Genomic DNA, 21,181 nt, shown 5'->3' with positions numbered 1-21,181 from the left:
AAGATGTATATCGTATACACTATATGCAAAATCCCCTCTGTTTCAATATGTTTAGTGGTGATATAATGTAACAGGAACATAATGATGTTATATATAGAACTCATCAAAAAATAGAATAGATGACTAAAAAGTAGGGTATTTTAATTTAGGCTATATTTTGAGGAGGATTCTATGCAACAAAAGAAAAGATTAAATCTTGTTCAAGCCTCTAGGGCCATTGTTCCTTTGCTAGTTTTAATGTTTCATATGAGCTTTGTAGCAGATGAACACTTTAATTATAACTTTTTAAATTTAACAAAATTAGAGCGTGTTGGAGGAGCAGACTATTTCTTTGTATTAACTGGGTTTATGATATTCTATGTATATTTTAAGGATATAGGAAATAAAGAAAAGTTTCGTCCGTTTCTGATTAAAAGATTTATCGGTATATATCCTTTTTATTGGATTGTTACTTTTATAGTTTGTGTTTTCTTCTTCTTTATTCCTATTGGTTACGGTTATTCACAAAGTATTAAAACTATTTTAGGGTCGCTTTCTTTATTTCCGTGGCAAGAAGAGCCCATTATTTATAGTGCTTGGTCTTTAAGACACAATATTTTATTCTATTTGATATTTTCTTGTCTTATTTTAAGTAAAGGAAAAATGTTCAAGTATTTAATTGGTTTATGGATCATGCTCATTTTATTTATTTATTGGAAGGATATAGAGGTAAGTAATTATTTAATAAGTTTTATGTTTGATAAAATAAATCTGAATTTTATTTTAGGTTGTTGCTGTGCATATATTTCTATGAACTTTCCAATTAAGCATGGGAAATTATTTGTTACATTGGGGATTTTAGGTTATATATTTACTTGGATAACTGTTTTATATGATCTAATGAAGTTAGATACAAACATAATGTATGCGATTTCTGCTATGTTTTTAATTTTAGGATTAGTGTCTTTTGATATGAATAAAAAAATTCGTATCCCTAAGATATTTAATTATCTAGGAAATGCTTCCTTTTCTATTTACCTTACACATCCTCCATTCCTTGGATTAATAGCAATTATAATAAATAAGTCAGGTATCCATGATTTGATTGGAAATCTATTATCCACATTATTATGTATAGTGATTGCAATGATAATGGGGTGTTTGGCTCATTCTTTCATCGAAAAACCGTTGTTAGTGAGAATGAAATCTGTTTTCTTGAAACCTATAAAGAGACAAACTAGCTTATCCGCTACTATATAATGAGACTAAAGAGTTACTCGACAGGCTTTCTCCTTGTAAAGTCTGTCTTTTATTATAGAATTTTTTTCTACATGCCATTAAATCATTACTCCGCGTTCCCTATATCGAATATGTAGTAAAAAGCTGTAAATGGATAGCTAACATTTTATTAAATACAAATGTTACTTCAGGTAAATATAAAGTGAGGACTGTAACATTACGTGATAATGCCGAACATACTAAACATTATTGGGGAAATCAAGATTTAGTGTTGAGTTTAAAATTATGTAAATAAAAATTTATCTTTTTAAGACTTTACGTGCAAAAAAGCATAAGATTGGAAGGGAAATTGCTTATTGTAGTGAATTTTATCAAGTACCTGATGATGGAGGACTATATGAAATGATAGAATATGTTATAGATACACTGATTTAGATGAGAGAATGGGGAGAGGGTTAGCGTGCAATTACAAGAACAGAATCGAATTAAGCTGAAGCAACAATTGGAGGATAATGGTTTTGAACATGCGATAAACTATTTGATGGAGACATCGCGGCAAGGGGTGCGTTGTGCAAAAGCAGGCGAGACAGATTACACAAAGCTGGGGCGTTCTCGTGTTGGAGGCGATCCAGATCTGCCTCCACAATTTGCATGGCCGCTTACAACAGATGGGACACCAATGACCTTCTTAGTTCAATTGAATATGTGTGATGTAGCGAAGCACGATGATAATGCATTATTACCAAAGACAGGGATGCTGTCTTTTTTTCTCGGAATCGATGAGCCAGCTTACAATATTGAACATCGAGTTATATGGTTTGATGAAACAGAGGTACTATCAGCTGTCCGCCGTGAACCGCCAAGTGAGACTGCGTTAGAAGATACTTATGTTGGCTATGACCTGGAAGCGCGCTCATCACTAGAGCCTCCAAGCTACGCTTACATTGATAATGAGCAGATAGAGAGTAATAACGTCACCTTAGACGATTATGATGATTTACTTTATGAGATTCGAGACGTAGAAGATGATGATATTATTCAATTGTTTGGTTATCCGATAGGACAGCATGATGATTCGGAATACGAAGCAGCATTGATGTTGCTGACTGGTGAAGAATATGAATATAATGAGGATAAGGCATTGGAGAAGATCGCGGCACATTTCGGTGGTGATAAGACGAAGGCGAAGCAGGAAGTCGCGGATATGCAGATGTTGTTGGAGCTGGAAACAGATGATGACGTTGGCTTCTGTTGGTGGGACGCAGGAGTACTACACTTCTTTATTCGTAAGGAAGATTTGGTTGCTAGACGATTTGACCGTACCTATTGTTCTCTTTATTCCAGTTAAATTAAGTAATAGGAATACTTATAACCTTCCTTTCTGAATATTGTAAGATATAACAAAAAAATAAAACATTAATATATGATATATGATGACATACCCCCGTCCTATTTTGGATGGGGGTAATTTTAAGAATGCCCTAGCAATATAGTCATTTTAATATTTTAATTTTCTTCAATAATCGCGCCCGTTAACGGAATAAAGAAAATGTTGAATATGTAAAATAACTTAATAATCTATCAAAAGAATTGATCTCGGCATATGGTTTTATTTCGGTATCATTCTTGATCATATAAGGATTGAACCATATGCCCTTTATATTTGCATTTTGACAACCACCAATATCCTTTTCTATGTCATCTCCAACGAATAATGCTGCTTCCGGTTGCACATTAAGCTTATTTAATGCTAATTCAAATATACGTTTGTCAGGTTTACTAAATCCCACTTCTTCAGAAATAATTATTATATCAAAACAACTATTTAAATTCGTGTTAATTATTTTAGCCTTTTGTCTCTGAGTTGAGCCATTTGTTATAATTGCAACTTTAACATGCATCTTTATAGTATTTATGATATTTATAGTATTTTGGTTTATAGAAAAACAATGAGGAAAATTATTATTCCAAAAATCTTGAATGTAATTGCGTGGCAATCTATATTTTGGTGGAAATTCATCAAAAAATGATTCCAAAACTTTTACTTTGTCACTGTGGCCATAGCTTCTTTTATCATATTCCTTGAATTTCTGCAACATTTCGTTTTTTACTGAATGTTGTTTAACATCCCCATAACACTTCTCTAAAATAATTGAAAACAATTTATCTACTGCCTTATCCCTATCAAGTAAGGTATCATCTAAATCAAATATCATTGCTTTATAACTCCTCAAACAACTTCACAGCCTTTCTCACATTATATAAATAATCCCTACCAGTTACGGAATATACGTAAGGTGGTATTAGAAATCAAGCTACAAGGTGTCACACTGCGTCCCCCATGGTTATAAAAAAACCTGATTCTTCTGCTTGGCGTAGAAAAATCAGGGGTTTAACTTCCCAAAAACGTCTTAGTGTATAATCGCGGTTTGTCGGCAGTCCCCCTATATAACTTATCTACTTAATAGTCTAAATTCCCTATGACTACCCAAAACTCCTTCATTGGTGTATTTTTTATCTGGTTTATCCGATGGATGGGTGCAATGCAGTGAAGGCGAAGGGACTTGGGATGTCTCAGAAGTGATTGAGCACCTTATTGAGGGAGAGGAAAATAATTGGATCCCAAGGTTAGAATTTACTCTTCAAGAAGGTGAAAATAAATCTTTTCCTCTTTTTGATCGTTATTCCCACTTACATAATAGGTCTCAAGGATCTATTGAACAAAAATTGTGTCCTTACTCTAAAAAAAGGATGCTTTTTTTACATTTGAACAAAAAATCTTACAGGTGTATAAAAAATCGACACTTCAGATTAGCTTGTAATGAATTTTAACATTAATAATAATGCTGTTGGTATCAGAACATCCAAAACATCTTATAGAGCCTATATAAGCAGTCAAATGAAATCAATGCATTATGACCTAGTTTTACACGTATCAATTATTCTAATTGTTTTATTTTTCCTTATAAGACCCGACCTAAAAAAGAAAATCGTACGTTATTAGATATCTATTAAAATGTATTATTCTTCATTCCTACTTGTTTCATTGCTTCTACTGCTCTTACACTGTTTTTATTCTTGATATACGGATATAAATCTATTATCAATCTCAATTTTCTTTCGATCGAAATTCATCCCCTTAAAAAATTACTATTCTCCCATTTCTTCTAAAACGACGAGAGGATAGTGATTTTGAAACTTCTTCACCTGTTCAATTAAAATTCCCCGTTACTTATTACGGATTCATCGTGATTTCAATTGCTGAAGCTCTATCATTCCAATCCGCAACCATATTAGCAGTTTTACCATACCACTCATAATGTCTAAACATGACTCCTTGGCCATATCCCTGAGATGAGGTATGCTCCCACTTGCAAGAAATAATAATTTAAGACTCTTTTTTGAGCGTTTAGCATAGCAATATAAAATAAATAGTATCCATGGAGAAGATGAAACATTTTGAAATAAATGAGGGTGATGAATATGTTAGAAAATTTAATAACCGAAACACGCAATAAAAAAACAATGAATTTAGACGAAATGTCAACAATTGATCTTTTAACAATCATGAATGAAGAAGATGCAAAAGTCGCAGAAGCAGTGAAACAAGAGCTTCCGCAAATCGCCAAGGCCGTTGAAGCGATTGTTGCAACAAAAAGAAAAGGCGGCCGCTTAATATATATAGGAGCTGGAACTAGCGGACGTATTGGTTTGTTAGATGCGGTTGAATGTCCTCCAACATTTGGAACAGACTCAGAAGAAGTAATCGGGTTAATTGCTGGCGGTGAAAAAGCCTTCATTAAAGCAGTAGAAGGGGCAGAAGACAGTAAAGAATTAGGTATTCAAGACTTAAAAAATATTAATTTAACAAATAAAGATATTGTAGTAGGAATTGCAGCAAGCGGCCGAACTCCATACGTTATCGGAGGATTAGAATATGCAAATTCAATTGGTACACAAACAGTCGCAGTATGCTGTAACAAAGACTCAGCAGTAGGGAAAGTCGCAACCATTGCCATTGAAGTAGTAAACGGACCAGAAGTATTAACTGGTTCAACCCGCTTAAAAGCAGGTACATCACAAAAATTAATTTGCAATATGCTCTCAACAGCCTCTATGGTGGGAATCGGGAAAGTGTATGGGAATTTAATGGTTGATGTTCAACTAACAAATGAAAAGTTAGTAGAGCGTGCAAAGCGTATCGTGATGGAAGCAACATCTTGTGATTATGAAATAGCTGAAACCTACTTAGTAAAAGCAGATAATAAACCTAAAATCGCGATTGTAATGATTTTGATAGGACTTTCAAAAGAAGAAGCAATGAAGAAATTAGCAGAAACGCAAGGGTTTGTTAGACAAGCAGTAAAATAACCGAAAAGAGGGAGACATGATGAACAAATATCATAGCATGGCATCTCAAATTTTAGATGCGATTGGTGGTAGTGACAATGTTTCAGCATATACAAACTGTATGACACGTCTTCGCGTTACACCTGTAGATCGTAATTTAATTAATGAAGAAGTATTGAAAAAGATTGATGGAGTTCTTGGTATTGTTGATGATGAAACATACCAAATCATTCTTGGACCAGGTGTTGTAACGAAAGTAGCAGAACAGTTCGGTACTGCATTAGCAGAGAGAAAAGGTGGTTCTTCAAAAGTTTCTTCTGCAGAAAAACTACAAGCAAAAGGTGCAGAAATCAAGGCAGAATTAAAGAAAAAGAATCATACACCTTTTAAAAATTTTTTAAGAAAAATTGGAAGCGTTTTTATTCCTCTTATACCAGCATTCGTTGGAGCGGGGTTAATCGCAGGTATTGCTTCTATTCTATTAAATAATATTACTGCTGGAAATTTAGATAAAGAAACTTGGGGACAATACGTAACAGTTTTAAATGTGATTAAAAATACATTATTTAGTTATTTAGTAATTTATGTTGGCATTAATGCGGCAAAGGAATTCGATGCAACACCAGCACTTGGTGGGGTAATCGGTGGTATTACCCTTTTAACAGGTATGACGCCAGAAAATCCAATTCTTAATATCTTTACCAGTCAGCCGTTATCACCAGGACAAGGTGGAGTTATTGGTGTATTATTTGCTGTTTGGATCTTAGCATTTGTAGAAAAGAAATTACGTACAGTGATTCCCGATGCAATTGATATTATCGTGACACCTACAATCGCATTATTAATAGTAGGGCTTGTAACAATTTTCTTACTCATGCCATTAGCAGGTTTCGTTTCAGATAACTTAATTGGTGCTATTAATTGGGTATTATTACGCGGTGGTGCATTTGCTGGATTTGTACTTGGCGCAACATTCTTACCACTTGTTATGTTAGGATTACATCAAATATTAATACCAATCCATATTGAAATGATCAATACAACGAGTATGACACAATTACTTCCTATTCTTTCGATGGCAGGAGCTGGGCAAGTTGGAGCATCAATGGCATTATGGATCCGCTGTCGTAAAAATAAATCTTTAACAAATGTAATCAAAGGTGCACTCCCAGTAGGAATTCTTGGCATTGGAGAACCATTAATTTACGGTGTTACATTACCATTAGGCCACCCTTTTATCACCGCATGTATCGGTGGAGGTATTGGAGGAGCAGTCATCGGATTACTTGGTAACGTTGGTGCAATTGCTATCGGACCATCTGGTCTGGCATTAATTCCTTTAATTGCTGGTGGAGTATGGTGGAAATACGTCATTGGCTTATTTGCAGGATACATCGGTGGGTTTATCGTAACCTATTTCTTTGGTGTACCAAAGGAAGCGATGATAGAACAAGATTAATGCATTTTAAAAGTACGATTAGCTTTTTGGTCAATCATTGGGCTCTACTATCATTCATCTACAGCAAAAAAAACTGCCACTTATGAAATATACATGACCTAATACGTCCTGATATCTTATAATAATAGGAAGTTAATGTTAAAGGAGGAGAAACATGGGGGAACAAATATTGAAAATAAATAAAGTAGAGATTTGTGCAGAAAGTTTTGGAAATCCTAAGGACCCTGCTGTACTTTTAATCATGGGGGCTATGTCTTCATTAGATTGGTGGGATGAGGAATTCTGTCTCCGCCTCGCTGATCAAGGAAGATTTGTCATTCGATACGATCATCGTGATTTGGGACGATCGACTACTTATGAACCTGGTACTTCCAACTACACAATAGTAGACATGGCTGCCGATGCAATTGGAGTCCTGGATGCTTATTCTATAAAGCAGGCTCATATCGTTGGAATGTCCTTAGGTGGCTTGATTGGCCAAATTCTTGCTCTGAGATATCCACAGCGTATATCTACGCTTACTTTAATTGCATCAAGTGTGTTCGGGACTGAGATGGAAAAACTTCCTCCAATGGATCAGAACATACTAAATTACCATGCAAAGAGTACTTCCATAGACTGGTCAAATCAAGAGGCGGCTATTTCCTATATTGCGGGTTTATGGAAAAATTTAGCCGGTTCCAAACCTTATGAGAGGGAAAGAATATATAAATTGGCGAAAAGGGAGGTAACTCGTGCCAAACAGCTTCCAAGCAGATTTAATCATGCCATGCTGCAAGGCGGAGGTGATTATTATAATAGGATGGGAGAAATCAGCATACCAGCACTCATTATTCATGGAACAGAAGATCCAGCTCTGCCATACGAACATGGACTTGCTCTTGCGAAAGCCATTCCCCATACTGAATTAGTGACTCTTGATGGATCAGGGCATGAGATTCATAGTGAAGACTGGGAACAAATGATAGAATCAATTGTAAAATTTAGTTCCCAATAAAAAGAAGTAGTTGATCATTTTAATAAATATGAAAGGTATTAAAATTATGGAGAAAAACATTCTATCTGAGACAGTAAATGACATGATATTATCTGGTAAGAAAGTTGATACAATTAAAGATAAAGATGAAATAAAAAGAGTATTTGCCAATGAAGGAATACCTTTTTTTGATAAAGTAATTGATTTTCAAGTATCATTTGGTGGTATTTGGTATAAAATTGGTAAAAAATTTTATGAAGGTTTCCAAATGGATATGTTTTACTTCAATACATTTAAAGAAAAATATGAACTTAGATATTTTAGAAAAGAAAACGGAAAATACTTTTTTCAATGTATGGAATATCATTATGCAGGAGATTTTGGACCTTGTATTGATGAGGATGGGAAAATATATCATTTCTGCATGGGGAGTTTTTTCATTAGTGCTGACAATATAGAAGAATTTTTAGAAGATGAAGCAATTAAATATTATATGGTTAATAAGCATCCAAATTGGCTAACACGTGGCGCTGAAAAGAGTGAAATTGATGAGTTTAAAAAAACGAACGCTTTAAATAAAATTAAGAGAGAATCATTTTCAGATAAATACTTTGAGTGGTGGTGCAATACCGAAGAAACAATTTTTATAAGAATTGATTTAGTAAGTAAACATAACCGTGCAGAAGTATATTGTAAAGACCAAAAGGTATTAGAGCAATTGTATAAGTCGAACATGCCAGCAAGTTTGTTTCCCTCTTTATATTATAACTGAAAATAAATATTACTATTGAGCCAAAGTAGTTTGTGGTATTCATTATATAATTTAAATTACACTCCACAATCTTCATATTTGTAGCTAATTATCAACATTAGTTTAAAACAAAGCCATAAACGAAAACCTAAAAAGGCATCTGCTGATTCTCAGTAGATGCCTTTTTAGTATTGAGGTCTCGCCACATGTCCATCAAGCTAAGGTTAGATTTTCTATGAACTTCCGTTCTTGTTGTCTACATACTTGATATTTTGTTTATTTGTTTTTAAACATAGAAATCGCCTATCAAATATATAGATAGGCGATTCTTGTTTTTCTAAGAACAAGATTAAATAACTTTATTCTTTCTACACATTTACATCTAAATTCAGCACAAAGATTTATCCTCTAATCCCCAGCTAAACCAGCGTGCATGACCGTCTGTTTCTCCGATCGTTTCATTGTATTCTTTACCATTAATAAAATAATCAAGATGAAGATCTCTATCCCACATGTTATTGTAAAGATGGAAAACATCTCGCTTGGCACCAATTTCTTTAATCTGTTCTACTAGTTTATGCTTTATACCCTCTGGTATTTGATTTGCTACATGTGTATGGAAGACACAAATCACTGAATCCCCTGGAATTTGTTCTGCAATTTCAGAAAGAAGAGATACCCCGTCCCCTTCTATAAGTTTCACTGATTGTTCTTTTAAACAAGCTGCTGCATGATCGAACATTTCAAGCCTTTCTTTATGCTCTGGCCAAATGAGCGAGCGTAACCATAAATAATCTTCCTCATCATTCAAATCATTTATATGTAAATCCAATCCAATTCTTTCTGTGACAGGAGGGCTTTGTTGTAAAAGAAATGGTTGATTTTCACCTTTTATTTCAGATTTTAATTGGACATTAGAATTTATGTTACCATACACTTTCTCAGTTCCATACGAATAACAATATTGATCCCAAAATAATTGTAAACCAGCGCTTGTTCCGATTTCAATTAACGCTAAAGGTTTATTAACTTTATTAAACATATAGCAAAAACTCGGATATAAATACGTACATCTTCTTACTTCGTTTGTCTGTACTAACTTCGTTTTTAAAATAGCAATAATCTCTTCTCTATGAAGCTGGCAAAAGCCTTTAAAATGGTAAAAAGCCTGGTCTAATTTTTTTTCTGGAGTTGAAATGAGGCTATCGTAGTATTGTTTTAATACATGGCCGTTGCCTTTCAATAATAAATAGTGAACGGCACCAAGTAATAAATTTGGAGTTGGCTGACCAAGTTGTGCATGTGACGCTAATGCAAGGAGTTCCTCATCTTCTGCAATTCTTAATGATAAATGTTCATATAAATCGCTCGACCCTTTACATTCTTTTTCTGAAAAGTTTCTAAATAAGTTGGAGATTTGTTCTGGTGTAAGCATTTATAATCCTCCTAGGTAATAATATTAATATTCAGAATAATTTTAACATAAATCGATTTAAATATGGTATAAATATCCTTTTCGAGTCTATATCTAACTAAAAAAAGGCGATTCCTCATACTACAGGAATTCGCCTTTTTTAGTTAAATCTGCTTAGCGCACAAGATTTCCGAAATGTTGCTGGTACCCCTAATTGAGAATATGGGGGGGATTTTACAAATAATAATGGCAAACCGTTTCTTATTACTTAAATATCTTTCGTAAAATTTTAATTTTGTCCCTATACGGTGGAAATACAAGCCCTAGGTCTATCCTTGAACTTTTCTTTAAAATGCTTTTATGATGTGTAAAAGCATCAAAGCTATGTTTCCCATGATAGGCACCGAATCCTGCACTTCCTACTCCGCCAAAAGGCAAGTGGAGATTAGCCATATGTGACATTGTATCATTGACGCATCCTCCTCCAAAAGAAACTCGTCCTAATACTTGTTTTTCGACGTTTTTATTTTCAGTAAATACATACAAAGCTAACGGTTTGGGATGGTTGTTAATCATATGAATGACCTCATCTAAATCGCTGTACTCCATAATTGGTAAAATTGGTCCGAAAATTTCTTCTTTCATAGCTGCATCATCCCACGATTTTGCTTCAAGAAGTGTTGGTTCAATATATAAATGACTTCTAGATGATTTTCCACCAAATATTATATGATTTTGGTCTTGTTCTAATATAGAAATAAGTCTATCAAATTGTCCCTCATTGACAATTCGACCATAATCATTGCTTTTTGATACATCTGATCCATAAAAGCTTGTGATGACTTCTTTCATTTTCGAAATCAATTGTACCTTAACAGATTTGTGAGCAATAACATAATCAGGTGCAATACAGGATTGCCCAGCATTTATAAATTTTCCCCAGACAATACGTTTGGCTGCTATATCGAGGTTAGCTGTTTCATCGACAATAGCTGGTCCTTTTCCACCAAGTTCTAATGTTACTGGTACAAGGTTTTTCGCCGCAGCTTCCATGACAATTTTTCCAACTTGAACGCTACCAGTAAAAAAGATATGGTCAAATGGTGCGTGAATCAATAAAGAAGTTGTTTCTTTGTCTCCTTCAATTACACGAATATATTGCTTATCAAACGTTTCACTTATTATTTTGTTAATTACAGCTGAAACATTTGGTGCATTTTCTGAAGGCTTGAGAACTACACAATTTCCTGCCGCAATCGCCCCGATAAGAGGTTCCATTATTGATTGGAATGGATAATTAAAAGGGCCAACAATTAGCACTGTACCATATGGCTCTTTTATTATGTAACTTTTGGAAGGAGCAAAATGAATAGGTGTTTTTACTTTTTGAGGTTTCATCCACTGTTTTAGGTATTTCATTATAAAGTTGATACTGTTAAAGGCGAAACCCACTTCTGCAGCATACGCTTCAAACTCGCTTTTATGTAAATCTTGATATAATGCGTTCAGCACTTGATTTTCATATTTTCGAATAGCATTTTTTAATTTTTCTAATTGTTCAAGGCGAAATTGTAGACTTCTTGTATGATCATGATGAAAAAATTGTTTATGCTCTTGAATCAGTTGTTGCATATTATCAGCCATTAGGAAATCCCTCCAATAGAAAAAAATATTTATATACTATGTACATAAGCTACTGTTAAGCCAAGAGTGATTATCTTAGAAATGTTGAAGAATTTAAAACATAGGCTCCATTGTTCGAAGATGGTCTTCTTGCCCCTTGTAAAAAAGAGAAAACATTTTAAGTGTTTGTAAATGCTAAAAAACAAGGATACAAGGTTGATTGGTGTGAGCTTAGAGCCTGTGATCTTCCAGAGTTATGTAATGTTATAGATAAAATAATTCACGATGGAGTAACATTCTACTTGCAAGATGGTTAATCCTTCTGATATCTGGATTATTTCAGTTCAAGATAAAAATGAAGAAGAGTGGTTAAAAATCATAGATAAAGATTCAGATTTTATCCATGAAGAAATTAGGATTTATCGGTGTCAATCATGTGAAAAGTAGGAAATTGAAAATAATTGCTGAAAAGAAGCGTTTACGACTACATGGAATATTCATGTTCTTCTGGAGTAATTTCCCTGATAAAATAAAGATAACAAAAATGTTAAAAAATATAGGGAGAACAATTAAATGAGCCAACTACGTTTTATAAAAGATTATAAAAATAATAAAGCCCTTAGAAAAAGTTATTGTGAACTTACTAATAATATATTCGGTATAAGCTTTGAGGAGTATTATCAAAAAGGATTCTGGAATAAACGATATATTCCTTTTTCTTATGTTTATGAAAACATAGTAATAGCAAATGTTTCAGTTAACGTTCTTGACCTAGTGATAGACGGTAAAAAAAAGAAAGCCATACAAATTGGCACAGTTATGACACATCCAAATTATCGAAATCAAGGGCTCTCGGCTGCTTTAATGAATAAAGTCTTAGAAGAATACGATGGAACTTATGATTTCATGTATCTATTCGCAAATAAACATGTCTTAGACTTTTATCCAAAGTTTGGTTTCAAAGCAGTTAATGAATATGAATTTTCAATGGAGTTCTCATTAAAAGAGATTTTAAATACAAATATTCGTAAATTAGATATAACTAACGTAAAAGACAGAAATTTTATATATGAATTTGTATCCAAAAGGGTTCCTGTTTCTCAAATATTTAGCACAGAAAATACACAAGACATCTTCATGTTCTACTGTTTAAATGTTTTTTCTCAGGATATTTACTATCTTGAACATGAAGATGTGATCATAATATTAAAAAAAGAACAAGAACAAATTCATATCTTTGATATTGTTAGTAAAAGAGAAATTGAAATTCAACACATTTTAACAAAAATTGCTGATCATTCTACGAAAAAAATAGTATTTCATTACACCCCAGACTATGAAAATATTCAAACAGAAAGTAATGTCTTTAATGGGAGTGAAGTATTATTTGTAAAATCCGCTAGTAATGAGGAATTTCCTTTACATATTAAGCATCCAATCATGTCCCAAGCATAGATTTGTAACTCTGTAATAACAAAAAAAGCCCAATTTCTTAATTTAATACTGAGAAAGCGGGCTTTTTAATATTGTAATTTCCCTAACGTTGTAAACCTGCATTTTCCTGACGCTCCCCCTATTAGTCTTACAAAACTGTAAGGTATCTGTCATCTTCTTCAATAGCATTTAAAAATATCCAGCTTATATACTAAAGATAAATTTAATCAAAAGAGGAGTGGGTGAATATGTATGAAGTGATTGAAGAAGTGGTAGCTGGCCTATGTGAATTCGTAGTTGAAGTTGCAGTTGACGCCGTAACTAGCATCTTTACAGATTGGAATACAGAAGAAAAAGAAAAAGAAATATTGTAAATTCAAATCATCCATTATATAAAAACAAACGGTGTAAAATTTAAACTAAGCCATATGGGGATTTTTAAAAATTTCTATGGACAAATAAAAATAATTCGTGCATAATCGAATTAATAATTAACCAATTGTTAATTATTAAGAGAAGAGAAATACGTAAAGAAAAATACTAACCGTTTAGGAGGGAGCTAAATGTCAAACCAAGAAGCTTTACAACAATATGATGTTAAAAAATATAAGACACCGGATGGCTATACATCAGATATTGCAGTATTTACTATTGTAACTGAGGAAAAAGAAGAACATAAGCCTCCTGTTATGGCTTTGAAATTAATGCTGATAAAACGGGCATTGACCAATTCAGAAGGAAAACCTAATATTGAAGCCGGGAAATGGGCGTTACCTGGCGGCTTTGTACAGGATGATGAAACGGCGTTTGAAGCAGCAAAGCGAGAGCTAGAAGAAGAAACAGGTGTAGAAGGTATACATATTAAACATTATGGCGTGTATGATAAACCTGGCCGTGATCCACGAGGTTGGATTATTTCTAATGCACATTATGCAATTGTACCAGAGTATTATTTAGAAAAACGTCAAGCTAATGATGATGCTGCAGAAGTTGCATTATTTTCAATTGAAGAAGTACTAAAATTAGACTTAGCTTTTGATCATAATCAGATCATAAGAGACGCAATTAAAGTTATTACAATGGATTTACTTCAAACAATTGTAGCAAAAAACTTCTTACCAAAGAGTTTCACATACTCTGAGCTACAAGCCGTATTATTGACTGTTACTGAAGATCCAGCAATTAAGAGTGGGCAGGCATTTGCGAGAAAAATAAAAACTTTGCCGTTCATTCAAGAAATTACGGGCCAAACGACTCAGCGAACATCGAAAAAATCCGCACAATTATATCGTTTTATAGAGATGGATATAGTGCAACCAATATACACAGCTAGATACTAATTTTTTTAAAATTAATATTTAACAATTTGTTAATTGTTAAATATTATAGATGTATACATACAATATATTTTAAATAATTGGAGGGAATTATAATGAATAATACATATACAGACGATAGCCTAACACTACATACTGACCTTTATCAAATTAATATGGCGGAAACGTACTGGGAAGATCATATGCATAATCGTAAAGCAGTATTTGAAGTATTCTTTCGAAAACTTCCATTCGGAAACGGGTATGCTGTTTTCGCTGGTTTAGAAAGAATTATAAATTACTTAAAAAATTTCCGTTTTACTGAAAGTGATATTGCATATCTTCGCGATGAATTAGGGTATCAAGAGGATTTCTTGGAGTTTTTAAAAGGTATAAAGTTTACTGGAACTGTCCGTTCGATGAAAGAAGGTGAATTAGTCTTTGGGAATGAGCCGATGCTTCGAATTGAAGCACCTTTAGTAGAGGCTCAACTCATTGAAACAGCTATTCTAAACATTGTAAATTACCAAACATTAATTGCAACAAAAGCTTCGCGAATGAAACAAGTAGTAGGAGAACAAACTGCAATGGAATTTGGAACTCGTCGCTCTCACGAAATGGATGCAGCAATTTGGGGCACAAGGGCTGCATATATCGGAGGATTTGACGCTACATCTAATGTACGTGCCGGAAAACTGTTTGGCATTCCTGTAGTTGGTACACACGCACACGCAATGGTTCAAGCATATCGCGATGAATATACCGCTTTTCATAAATACGCTCGTAGACATAAGGATTGCGTATTTCTAGTAGATACTTACGATACATTAAAATCAGGGGTGCCTAATGCTATTAAAGTGGCCAAAGAACTTGGCGATCAAATTAATTTTAAGGGAATTCGACTAGATAGCGGAGATTTAGCTTACTTATCTAAAGAAGCGAGAAAAATGTTAGATGAAGCAGGTTTTACAGAAACAAAAATTATTGCATCCAATGATTTAGACGAAAAAACGATCACTCATTTAAAATCACAAGGAGCGAAAATTGATATTTGGGGAATTGGAACAAAATTAATTACAGCATTTGATTCTCCTGCTCTAGGAGCTGTTTATAAGCTTGTTTCCATCGAAGATATAAACGGTGAAATGGTAGATACAATTAAAATCAGCTCCAATCCAGAAAAAGTAACTACTCCAGGTCTTAAGAAAGTGTACCGTATTATTAATACGACAAACAAAAAATCAGAAGGAGATTATATCGCGTTAGAGACGGAAAATCCAGCTGAAGAAGATCGATTAAAAATGTTTCATCCAATGCATACTTTTATTAGTAAATTTGTAACGAACTTTGAGGCTAAAGAGCTGCATCACGATATTTTCATAGAAGGCGAGTGTGTATATCAATCTGCATCACTGCAAGAAATCCAGCAATTCACAAAAGACAACTTAGATTTACTTTGGGATGAATATAAACGCGGATTAAATCCAGAAGAATATCCTTTAGACCTTAGTCAAAAGTGTTGGGACAACAAAATGAAACATATTGAGGAAGTAAAACAAAAAGTTGCGGAGATGATTAAAAAATGAAAAAAAATGAAATCAAATCAACTAAAAGCATGGAGTACCTTCAAGAATTGAATCCAGAAAAAGATATTAGCGGACTATTAAAAAAAGGGCGACGAATTGGAATATATGGTTCATCATTTGACCCAATCACAAATGTTCATTTGTGGACTGCTTCAACTGTGGCACATCGTAAAAAGCTAGATTATATTATCTTTTTACCTTCTACAAACAAGCGTATTGATAAGAAAATACAAACGACAGGTGATCACCGCGCTAAGATGATTAGTTTAGCCATACAGGATAATCCCAAGTTCGTTCTGGACACCCATGAATTAAACGTATTACCAGGAAAACATTATACATACTATACAATGAAGCATTTTAGATCTATATTAAAAGAAGCAGAATTGTTCTTTATCATGGGTGCAGACCTTTTAGTAGATATCGCTGATGGAAAATGGAAGATGGCCGAAGAATTGATAAGTGAAAATAATTTCATCGTTATGGCTCGCAATGGTATCGATATGCTCCAAACGATTAGTCGATCCGCTCTCCTGCGCAATTATGATGATGGTAGATTTCAATTAATTGATAAAGGATTAGCTATGGAAATTAGTTCTACATATATACGCGAAGAATTTTCTAAAGGCGGCGAACCACGTTACCTTCTCCCGGATAGCTGCTACTATTACATCAAGGAAAAAGGTTTGTATCAATCATAAGGATTACATTGCATATAAAACTTTAAAAACTGAAAGGGAATGTTTTGAAATGACAACTTTACAACAAAAAATCATGTCGGATTTACATGTATCAGCAATAATTGATCCTATTCAAGAAATTCGTAAAAGAGTAAATTTTTTAAAGGAGTACGCACTTAAAACAGGAGCAAAAGGCTTCGTTTTAGGAATTAGCGGTGGGCAAGATTCAACATTAGCTGGAAGACTTGCTCAACTAGCAGTAGAAGAACTGAGAGCCGAAGGACAAAATGTAAAATTCGTGGCCATTCGCCTACCTTACGGCGTTCAAAAAGATGAAGATGATGCACAAGCGGCATTACAATTTATTCGAGCAGACGAAGAATTTGCATTTGATATCAAAACGACAGTTGACGCTTTTGCAGAGCAATATAAAAAAGATGCAAAAGAGCAACTTACAGATTTCAATAAAGGAAATGTGAAAGCCAGGGTTCGAATGATTACGCAATATGCGGTAGGTGGACAAAATGGCCTTCTTGTAATCGGGACAGACCACGCAGCAGAAGCTGTAACAGGCTTCTTTACGAAATATGGCGATGGTGGTGCTGACATTCTTCCGTTATCTGGATTAACAAAAAGACAAGGAAGAGAACTATTGAAAGCTTTAGACGCTTCTGAAAGGTTGTATTTAAAAGTTCCAACAGCTGATTTATTAGATAATAAACCACAACAAGCAGATGAAACCGAGCTAGGAATTTCTTATGAAGAGCTAGATGATTATTTAGAAGGTAAGAAAGTGTCAAAAGAAGTAGCAGAAGCAATCGAAAAACGATATTTAGCTACAGAACATAAACGACAACTTCCTACAACTATGTTTGATGCTTGGTGGAAGTAATATACATCATATTCTCTAATTAGCGGTGACAGATTAGTTCAATAACAAATCAATTAAAGAATGCACATATAAGGCATGTCTTATATGTGCATTCTTTTTATTTTTTAAAGGTCTTTTCATTTTGTAACTTAAATCAAAACGTTTTACCATGTTCTCTTAGCACATCCTGAGGATCATTTGATTGTTCCAGGAATGTTTTACCATGTTCCGCTTGTAATGTGTTTGAAGGAGTATACCCAATAATTCCTGTTAGTAGTAAAGTTAACCCAAATGTAATTCCAAAAAATTTAGCTAATTTTTTCATTATTTTAAAGCCTCCTTATCGTGTAGTTTTTGTTCTGCTTCGTGTGACTTATAAAAATATTGACTTGCTTTATCAGGTTGATTAGAAGCATAAAACTTTAGAGCCAATTGTTTAGAGTAGTCATGCACGAACCCTAATAAATCTTCTTGCTCAAAGTATTGAATTCCTTCTTTAATTATTGTTTCAAATGTATTAGTTGGTTCTTCTGTATTTAATGCGTGAAGGATGGAAAAGTGATGTTTATATTCAATTACTTGTAAACGGTTACAAATTTCCAATCCTTTTTCAATAAATTTATTTGTTTCTTCAGTGTGACCTAATTTAAAATGTTCTCTTGCTAATAGGAAGGTACATTTATAGTCAGTTTCAGGATCTTCAATGGAAGCAGATAAATTTCTAATAGCAGCTTCAGATAAGTTTTGCTCAGCATATAAGAAACCTAAATTATGTCTAATTTTTAGAGCAAGTAGTGTACTTTTCTTTTTATTAGCAATATCTAAAGCATTTATGAAATATTCTTCAGCTGATTCATATTGAGCTAAAGAAGTACATGTAAGTCCTAAAATATTTGTACAACCAGCAATATTAACCTCATATCCTATTGAGTTTTCATAATAATTTTTAGCTTTTGTTGCATAATTAATAGCGACAAGTGGTTGACGAACTTGATAGTAGTATGCTGCAGCTTTGTAGTGAAATTCAGCTCTTTCAGCTTCGTCAGGTATAGTTTTTAATAACTCTTTAGCATTGCTAAAGTATTCGTTAGCTTCTTTAAATTTACCAATCTCAGTAGCATGTATTGCTTTAAAGAAATGATAGTAATATGTTAAAGAATCATCGGTTGGTTTTTCGAAGCTATTAATTTTTTCTAACAAAGTATTTGATTCTTTATAATCATTTGTAAGTAATTTATATCTAAATTCTAGTAAAAAGTAGTATAGTAGAATGTTCTGATTTTCCTCAATCCTATCAATTTTCTTGTTTACATCATTTCTAATTTTAAGTGCAAGAACTGTATTTTGACTACGAATTGCATCGTACCAATTATTTAGTAAAGAAGTAATTTGTTCTAACGTAACTGTTGTAGTCTCCATGGCATAACCCCCCCTAATATATTTTTATATAATTGTATCAAATTTCACAATATTTAGGGATTAAGAAAAATATTTCTCAATAAAATACTATTGATTTAAAGAAAGGAGAAAATTTGTTATTTTTTCGTAAGAAGCATGTTGTGAACTTTAGATTGTTATTTCAATCTGATTGCCTTCTGGATCACTTACTACGCTTTCATAGTATCCATCACCAGTAAAGCGAGGTTCACTTAATATAGGATAGCCAGCTTTTCTTAATGTTTCCGTTAATCGATTAACGTTATCTTTGCTTCCGACAGAAAAAGCGAAATGAGCATATCCAGTAATTTCATTTTTAGGTTTATTCTTTACTCCTTTCTTTCGCATAATTTCTATACGTGCCCCTGTTTCAAATGTAATAAAATAAGATTCAAATTGTTTTGTTTCATTACGATATAAGTTATTAGCTTTACCTTTAAAATATTTGGTATAAAATGTGCGCATTACTTCTAAATCATTTACCCAAATAGCTATATGTTCAATTTTCATTATCTTCACCTTTCAATTCATAGTCTTATTTTGATTCTCTTATAAAAGAATGGAATATAAAATTCAATATCAATAAAGTGGCTGCTGGCTTTGTTGGGATTTCATAATAAGTTTATTTAATGTATTGTTCAGGATAGTTAAAGGCTATTATAAACTTGTTAAATATGAACATACAAAAAACTCTCTTTTGAGAAAAGAGAGTTTTTTTGTATGTTCCAAATATAATTATATATATTTCAGAATAATAAGTCTATAATTTATTCTTTAGAATTTTATAATTAATCATACTAATTTGGGAGTGGTAGGGAGTTATGAGAACGTGGATTTGTAGAAAATGCAAAACATTGTGCACGCTTAAATGTTTATTAAACGGTACCAACTCTATATAAAGATCATTTTGTTGAGGAGAAAAATGTATTTACATAATCCGTTTTTTAATTGACAGAGCAGGGTAGTTTAAGACCAGTTATTGAAGAATGAACCATTGTTCTATTTATTCATATTTTTCGTATGATATTAATAAATAGAACAATTGGAGGAAGATAAATGAAAGCAATTGTGTATACAAAGTACGGTCCCCCTGACGTTCTTCAACTAAAAGAAATAGAAAAACCGGCTCCTAGGGGAAATGAAATACTAGTAAAAATAAAAACGACAACCGTAACAGCAGGGGATATTCGGTCACGGAGTTTTACAGTTCCTCTCTCTGTTTGGTTGCCTGCTCGAATAACACTTGGAATTAGACAACCTAAAAAATCTATACTGGGGATGGAATTAGCTGGTGAAGTGGAGTCAGTAGGGAAAGATGTCAAACGGTTTAAGGAAGGCGACCAGATCTTTGCAGCTACCCAAGCGAGTTTTGGTTCTTATGCTGAATATATTTGTCTACCTGAAGATGGACCAGTATCTATTAAACCCTCCAATATAACCTATGAGGAAGCTGCTGCCATTCCAATTGGAGCACGCACAGCTTTGTTTTATCTTAGAAAAGCTAACATTCAGAGTGGTCAAAAGGTCCTTGTCTATGGCGCTTCAGGGAGTGTAGGAACTTATGCAGTACAGATTTCCAAGTATTTCGGAGCAAAAGTTACAGGGGTATGCAGTTCCACGAATTTAGAATTGGTAAAATCTCTGGGAGCCGACAAGGTAATTGATTACACAGCAAAGGATTTTTCTCGTACAGACGAGACTTATGATATTATCTTTGAAGCAGTAAACAAGAGTTCATTTTCAGATTGTAACAAATTGCTAAAGAAGGACGGTACCTATATAAATGTTGTTGAACCGTTGCCAAGCGTTCGAATGCTATGGACTAAATTGACAAGCAGCAAGAAATTAATATTAAGTCAAAATTCACCTGAAACTTCCGAAGCATTAAATTTCCTTAAAGAACTTGTCGAGACGGGGAAGATAAAAGCAGTCATTGACAGGTACTATGCATTTGAAGAGATTGTGGAAGCTCATAAATATGTCGAAAAAGGACACAAGAAGGGAAATGTCGTCATAAATGTGGAACATAACAATAAGTCCTGATGAAGTATGAGATTTACACATGT

Annotated in this window: 19 protein-coding genes and 1 pseudogene; 14 read left to right on the top strand and 6 right to left on the bottom strand. The window is 33.5% G+C overall.

The window, feature by feature from the left end; genetic code table 11:
• Nucleotides 1-171 precede the first annotated feature (171 nt).
• Both WAZ07_RS16985 and WAZ07_RS16980 read left to right on the top strand, forming a co-directional pair.
• Nucleotides 172-1,239, top strand: coding sequence for an acyltransferase family protein (locus WAZ07_RS16985; protein ID WP_336473410.1), 1,068 nt, complete (start codon nucleotides 172-174; stop codon nucleotides 1,237-1,239).
• 439 nt (nucleotides 1,240-1,678) lie between these two features.
• Nucleotides 1,679-2,566 carry a YwqG family protein gene (locus WAZ07_RS16980; RefSeq protein WP_336473409.1) on the top strand — a complete coding sequence of 296 codons (888 nt, stop codon included), beginning with the start codon at nucleotides 1,679-1,681 and terminating at the stop codon, nucleotides 2,564-2,566.
• A 184-nt stretch (nucleotides 2,567-2,750) separates the two neighbouring features.
• On the opposite strand, the gene WAZ07_RS16975 is transcribed toward WAZ07_RS16980, so the two are convergent.
• Nucleotides 2,751-3,434: an HAD family hydrolase gene (locus tag WAZ07_RS16975; protein WP_336473408.1), complete on the bottom strand. Its 684-nt coding sequence runs from the start codon at nucleotides 3,432-3,434 to the stop codon at nucleotides 2,751-2,753.
• Nucleotides 3,435-3,720: 286 nt separating this feature from the next.
• On the opposite strand from WAZ07_RS16975, the pseudogene WAZ07_RS16970 reads away from it, so the two are divergent.
• The 5 genes and pseudogenes from WAZ07_RS16970 to WAZ07_RS16950 form a co-directional block, all read left to right on the top strand.
• Nucleotides 3,721-3,972 (top strand): annotated as a pseudogene (locus tag WAZ07_RS16970) (DinB family protein); the annotation flags it as partial.
• Between the two features lie 729 nt (nucleotides 3,973-4,701).
• Complete coding sequence (gene murQ, locus WAZ07_RS16965) at nucleotides 4,702-5,589, top strand: N-acetylmuramic acid 6-phosphate etherase (protein ID WP_336473407.1); 888 nt, start codon at nucleotides 4,702-4,704, stop codon at nucleotides 5,587-5,589.
• Nucleotides 5,590-5,608: 19 nt separating this feature from the next.
• Entirely contained in the window at nucleotides 5,609-7,027 is a 1,419-nt protein-coding gene (locus WAZ07_RS16960; RefSeq protein WP_336473447.1) for a PTS transporter subunit EIIC, read from the top strand.
• A gap of 154 nt (nucleotides 7,028-7,181) precedes the next feature.
• A complete protein-coding gene (mle, locus tag WAZ07_RS16955) occupies nucleotides 7,182-8,024 on the top strand; it encodes an alpha/beta fold macrolide esterase (RefSeq protein ID WP_336473406.1) in 843 nt (280 codons plus the stop codon).
• Nucleotides 8,025-8,070: 46 nt separating this feature from the next.
• Nucleotides 8,071-8,775: a hypothetical protein gene (locus tag WAZ07_RS16950; protein WP_336473405.1), complete on the top strand. Its 705-nt coding sequence runs from the start codon at nucleotides 8,071-8,073 to the stop codon at nucleotides 8,773-8,775.
• 367 nt (nucleotides 8,776-9,142) lie between these two features.
• On the opposite strand, the gene WAZ07_RS16945 is transcribed toward WAZ07_RS16950, so the two are convergent.
• Complete coding sequence (locus WAZ07_RS16945) at nucleotides 9,143-10,189, bottom strand: DUF2332 domain-containing protein (protein ID WP_336473404.1); 1,047 nt, start codon at nucleotides 10,187-10,189, stop codon at nucleotides 9,143-9,145.
• 243 nt (nucleotides 10,190-10,432) lie between these two features.
• The gene (locus WAZ07_RS16940) at nucleotides 10,433-11,812 is read right to left on the bottom strand and encodes an aldehyde dehydrogenase (protein WP_336473403.1); all 1,380 of its coding nucleotides are present in this window, start codon (nucleotides 11,810-11,812) and stop codon (nucleotides 10,433-10,435) included.
• Between the two features lie 552 nt (nucleotides 11,813-12,364).
• Here WAZ07_RS16940 and WAZ07_RS16935 point away from each other — a divergent pair.
• The 6 genes from WAZ07_RS16935 (at nucleotide 12,365) to nadE (ending at nucleotide 17,699) form a co-directional block, all read left to right on the top strand.
• A complete protein-coding gene (locus tag WAZ07_RS16935) occupies nucleotides 12,365-13,246 on the top strand; it encodes a GNAT family N-acetyltransferase (protein WP_336473402.1) in 882 nt (293 codons plus the stop codon).
• A gap of 227 nt (nucleotides 13,247-13,473) precedes the next feature.
• Complete coding sequence (locus WAZ07_RS16930; RefSeq protein ID WP_336473401.1) at nucleotides 13,474-13,599, top strand: hypothetical protein; 126 nt, start codon at nucleotides 13,474-13,476, stop codon at nucleotides 13,597-13,599.
• Between the two features lie 189 nt (nucleotides 13,600-13,788).
• Nucleotides 13,789-14,565 carry an NUDIX hydrolase gene (locus tag WAZ07_RS16925; protein ID WP_336473400.1) on the top strand — a complete coding sequence of 259 codons (777 nt, stop codon included), beginning with the start codon at nucleotides 13,789-13,791 and terminating at the stop codon, nucleotides 14,563-14,565.
• A 92-nt stretch (nucleotides 14,566-14,657) separates the two neighbouring features.
• On the top strand, nucleotides 14,658-16,127 hold the full coding sequence (locus tag WAZ07_RS16920; protein ID WP_336473399.1) for a nicotinate phosphoribosyltransferase: 1,470 nt from the start codon (nucleotides 14,658-14,660) through the stop codon (nucleotides 16,125-16,127).
• Nucleotides 16,128-16,156: 29 nt separating this feature from the next.
• Nucleotides 16,157-16,828: a nicotinate-nucleotide adenylyltransferase gene (gene nadD, locus WAZ07_RS16915; protein WP_396549893.1), complete on the top strand. Its 672-nt coding sequence runs from the start codon at nucleotides 16,157-16,159 to the stop codon at nucleotides 16,826-16,828.
• A 49-nt stretch (nucleotides 16,829-16,877) separates the two neighbouring features.
• On the top strand, nucleotides 16,878-17,699 hold the full coding sequence (gene nadE / locus WAZ07_RS16910) for an ammonia-dependent NAD(+) synthetase (protein ID WP_336473397.1): 822 nt from the start codon (nucleotides 16,878-16,880) through the stop codon (nucleotides 17,697-17,699).
• Between the two features lie 133 nt (nucleotides 17,700-17,832).
• Here nadE and WAZ07_RS16905 read toward each other — a convergent pair whose 3' ends face one another.
• From WAZ07_RS16905 to WAZ07_RS16895, 3 genes are all read right to left on the bottom strand, one after another.
• Nucleotides 17,833-18,003, bottom strand: a complete 171-nt coding sequence (locus tag WAZ07_RS16905) for a hypothetical protein (protein WP_336473396.1) — start codon at nucleotides 18,001-18,003, stop codon at nucleotides 17,833-17,835.
• Nucleotides 18,003-19,097, bottom strand: coding sequence for a Rap family tetratricopeptide repeat protein (locus WAZ07_RS16900; protein WP_336473395.1), 1,095 nt, complete (start codon nucleotides 19,095-19,097; stop codon nucleotides 18,003-18,005). The genes WAZ07_RS16905 and WAZ07_RS16900 overlap by 1 nt, the downstream gene beginning before the upstream one ends.
• 147 nt (nucleotides 19,098-19,244) lie before the next feature.
• Entirely contained in the window at nucleotides 19,245-19,625 is a 381-nt protein-coding gene (locus WAZ07_RS16895; protein ID WP_336473394.1) for a VOC family protein, read from the bottom strand.
• A gap of 546 nt (nucleotides 19,626-20,171) precedes the next feature.
• On the opposite strand from WAZ07_RS16895, the gene WAZ07_RS16890 reads away from it, so the two are divergent.
• Nucleotides 20,172-21,158, top strand: a complete 987-nt coding sequence (locus tag WAZ07_RS16890; protein ID WP_336473393.1) for an NAD(P)-dependent alcohol dehydrogenase — start codon at nucleotides 20,172-20,174, stop codon at nucleotides 21,156-21,158.
• Nucleotides 21,159-21,181 lie beyond the last annotated feature (23 nt).

It is taken from the genome of Bacillus bruguierae (genome assembly GCF_037104725.1).
GTDB classification, from domain to species: Bacteria; Bacillota; Bacilli; order Bacillales; family Bacillaceae_G; genus Bacillus_A; species Bacillus_A bruguierae.
The sequence above is the reverse complement of the archived record's forward strand: the minus strand, read 5'-3'. Positions and strand labels throughout refer to the sequence as shown.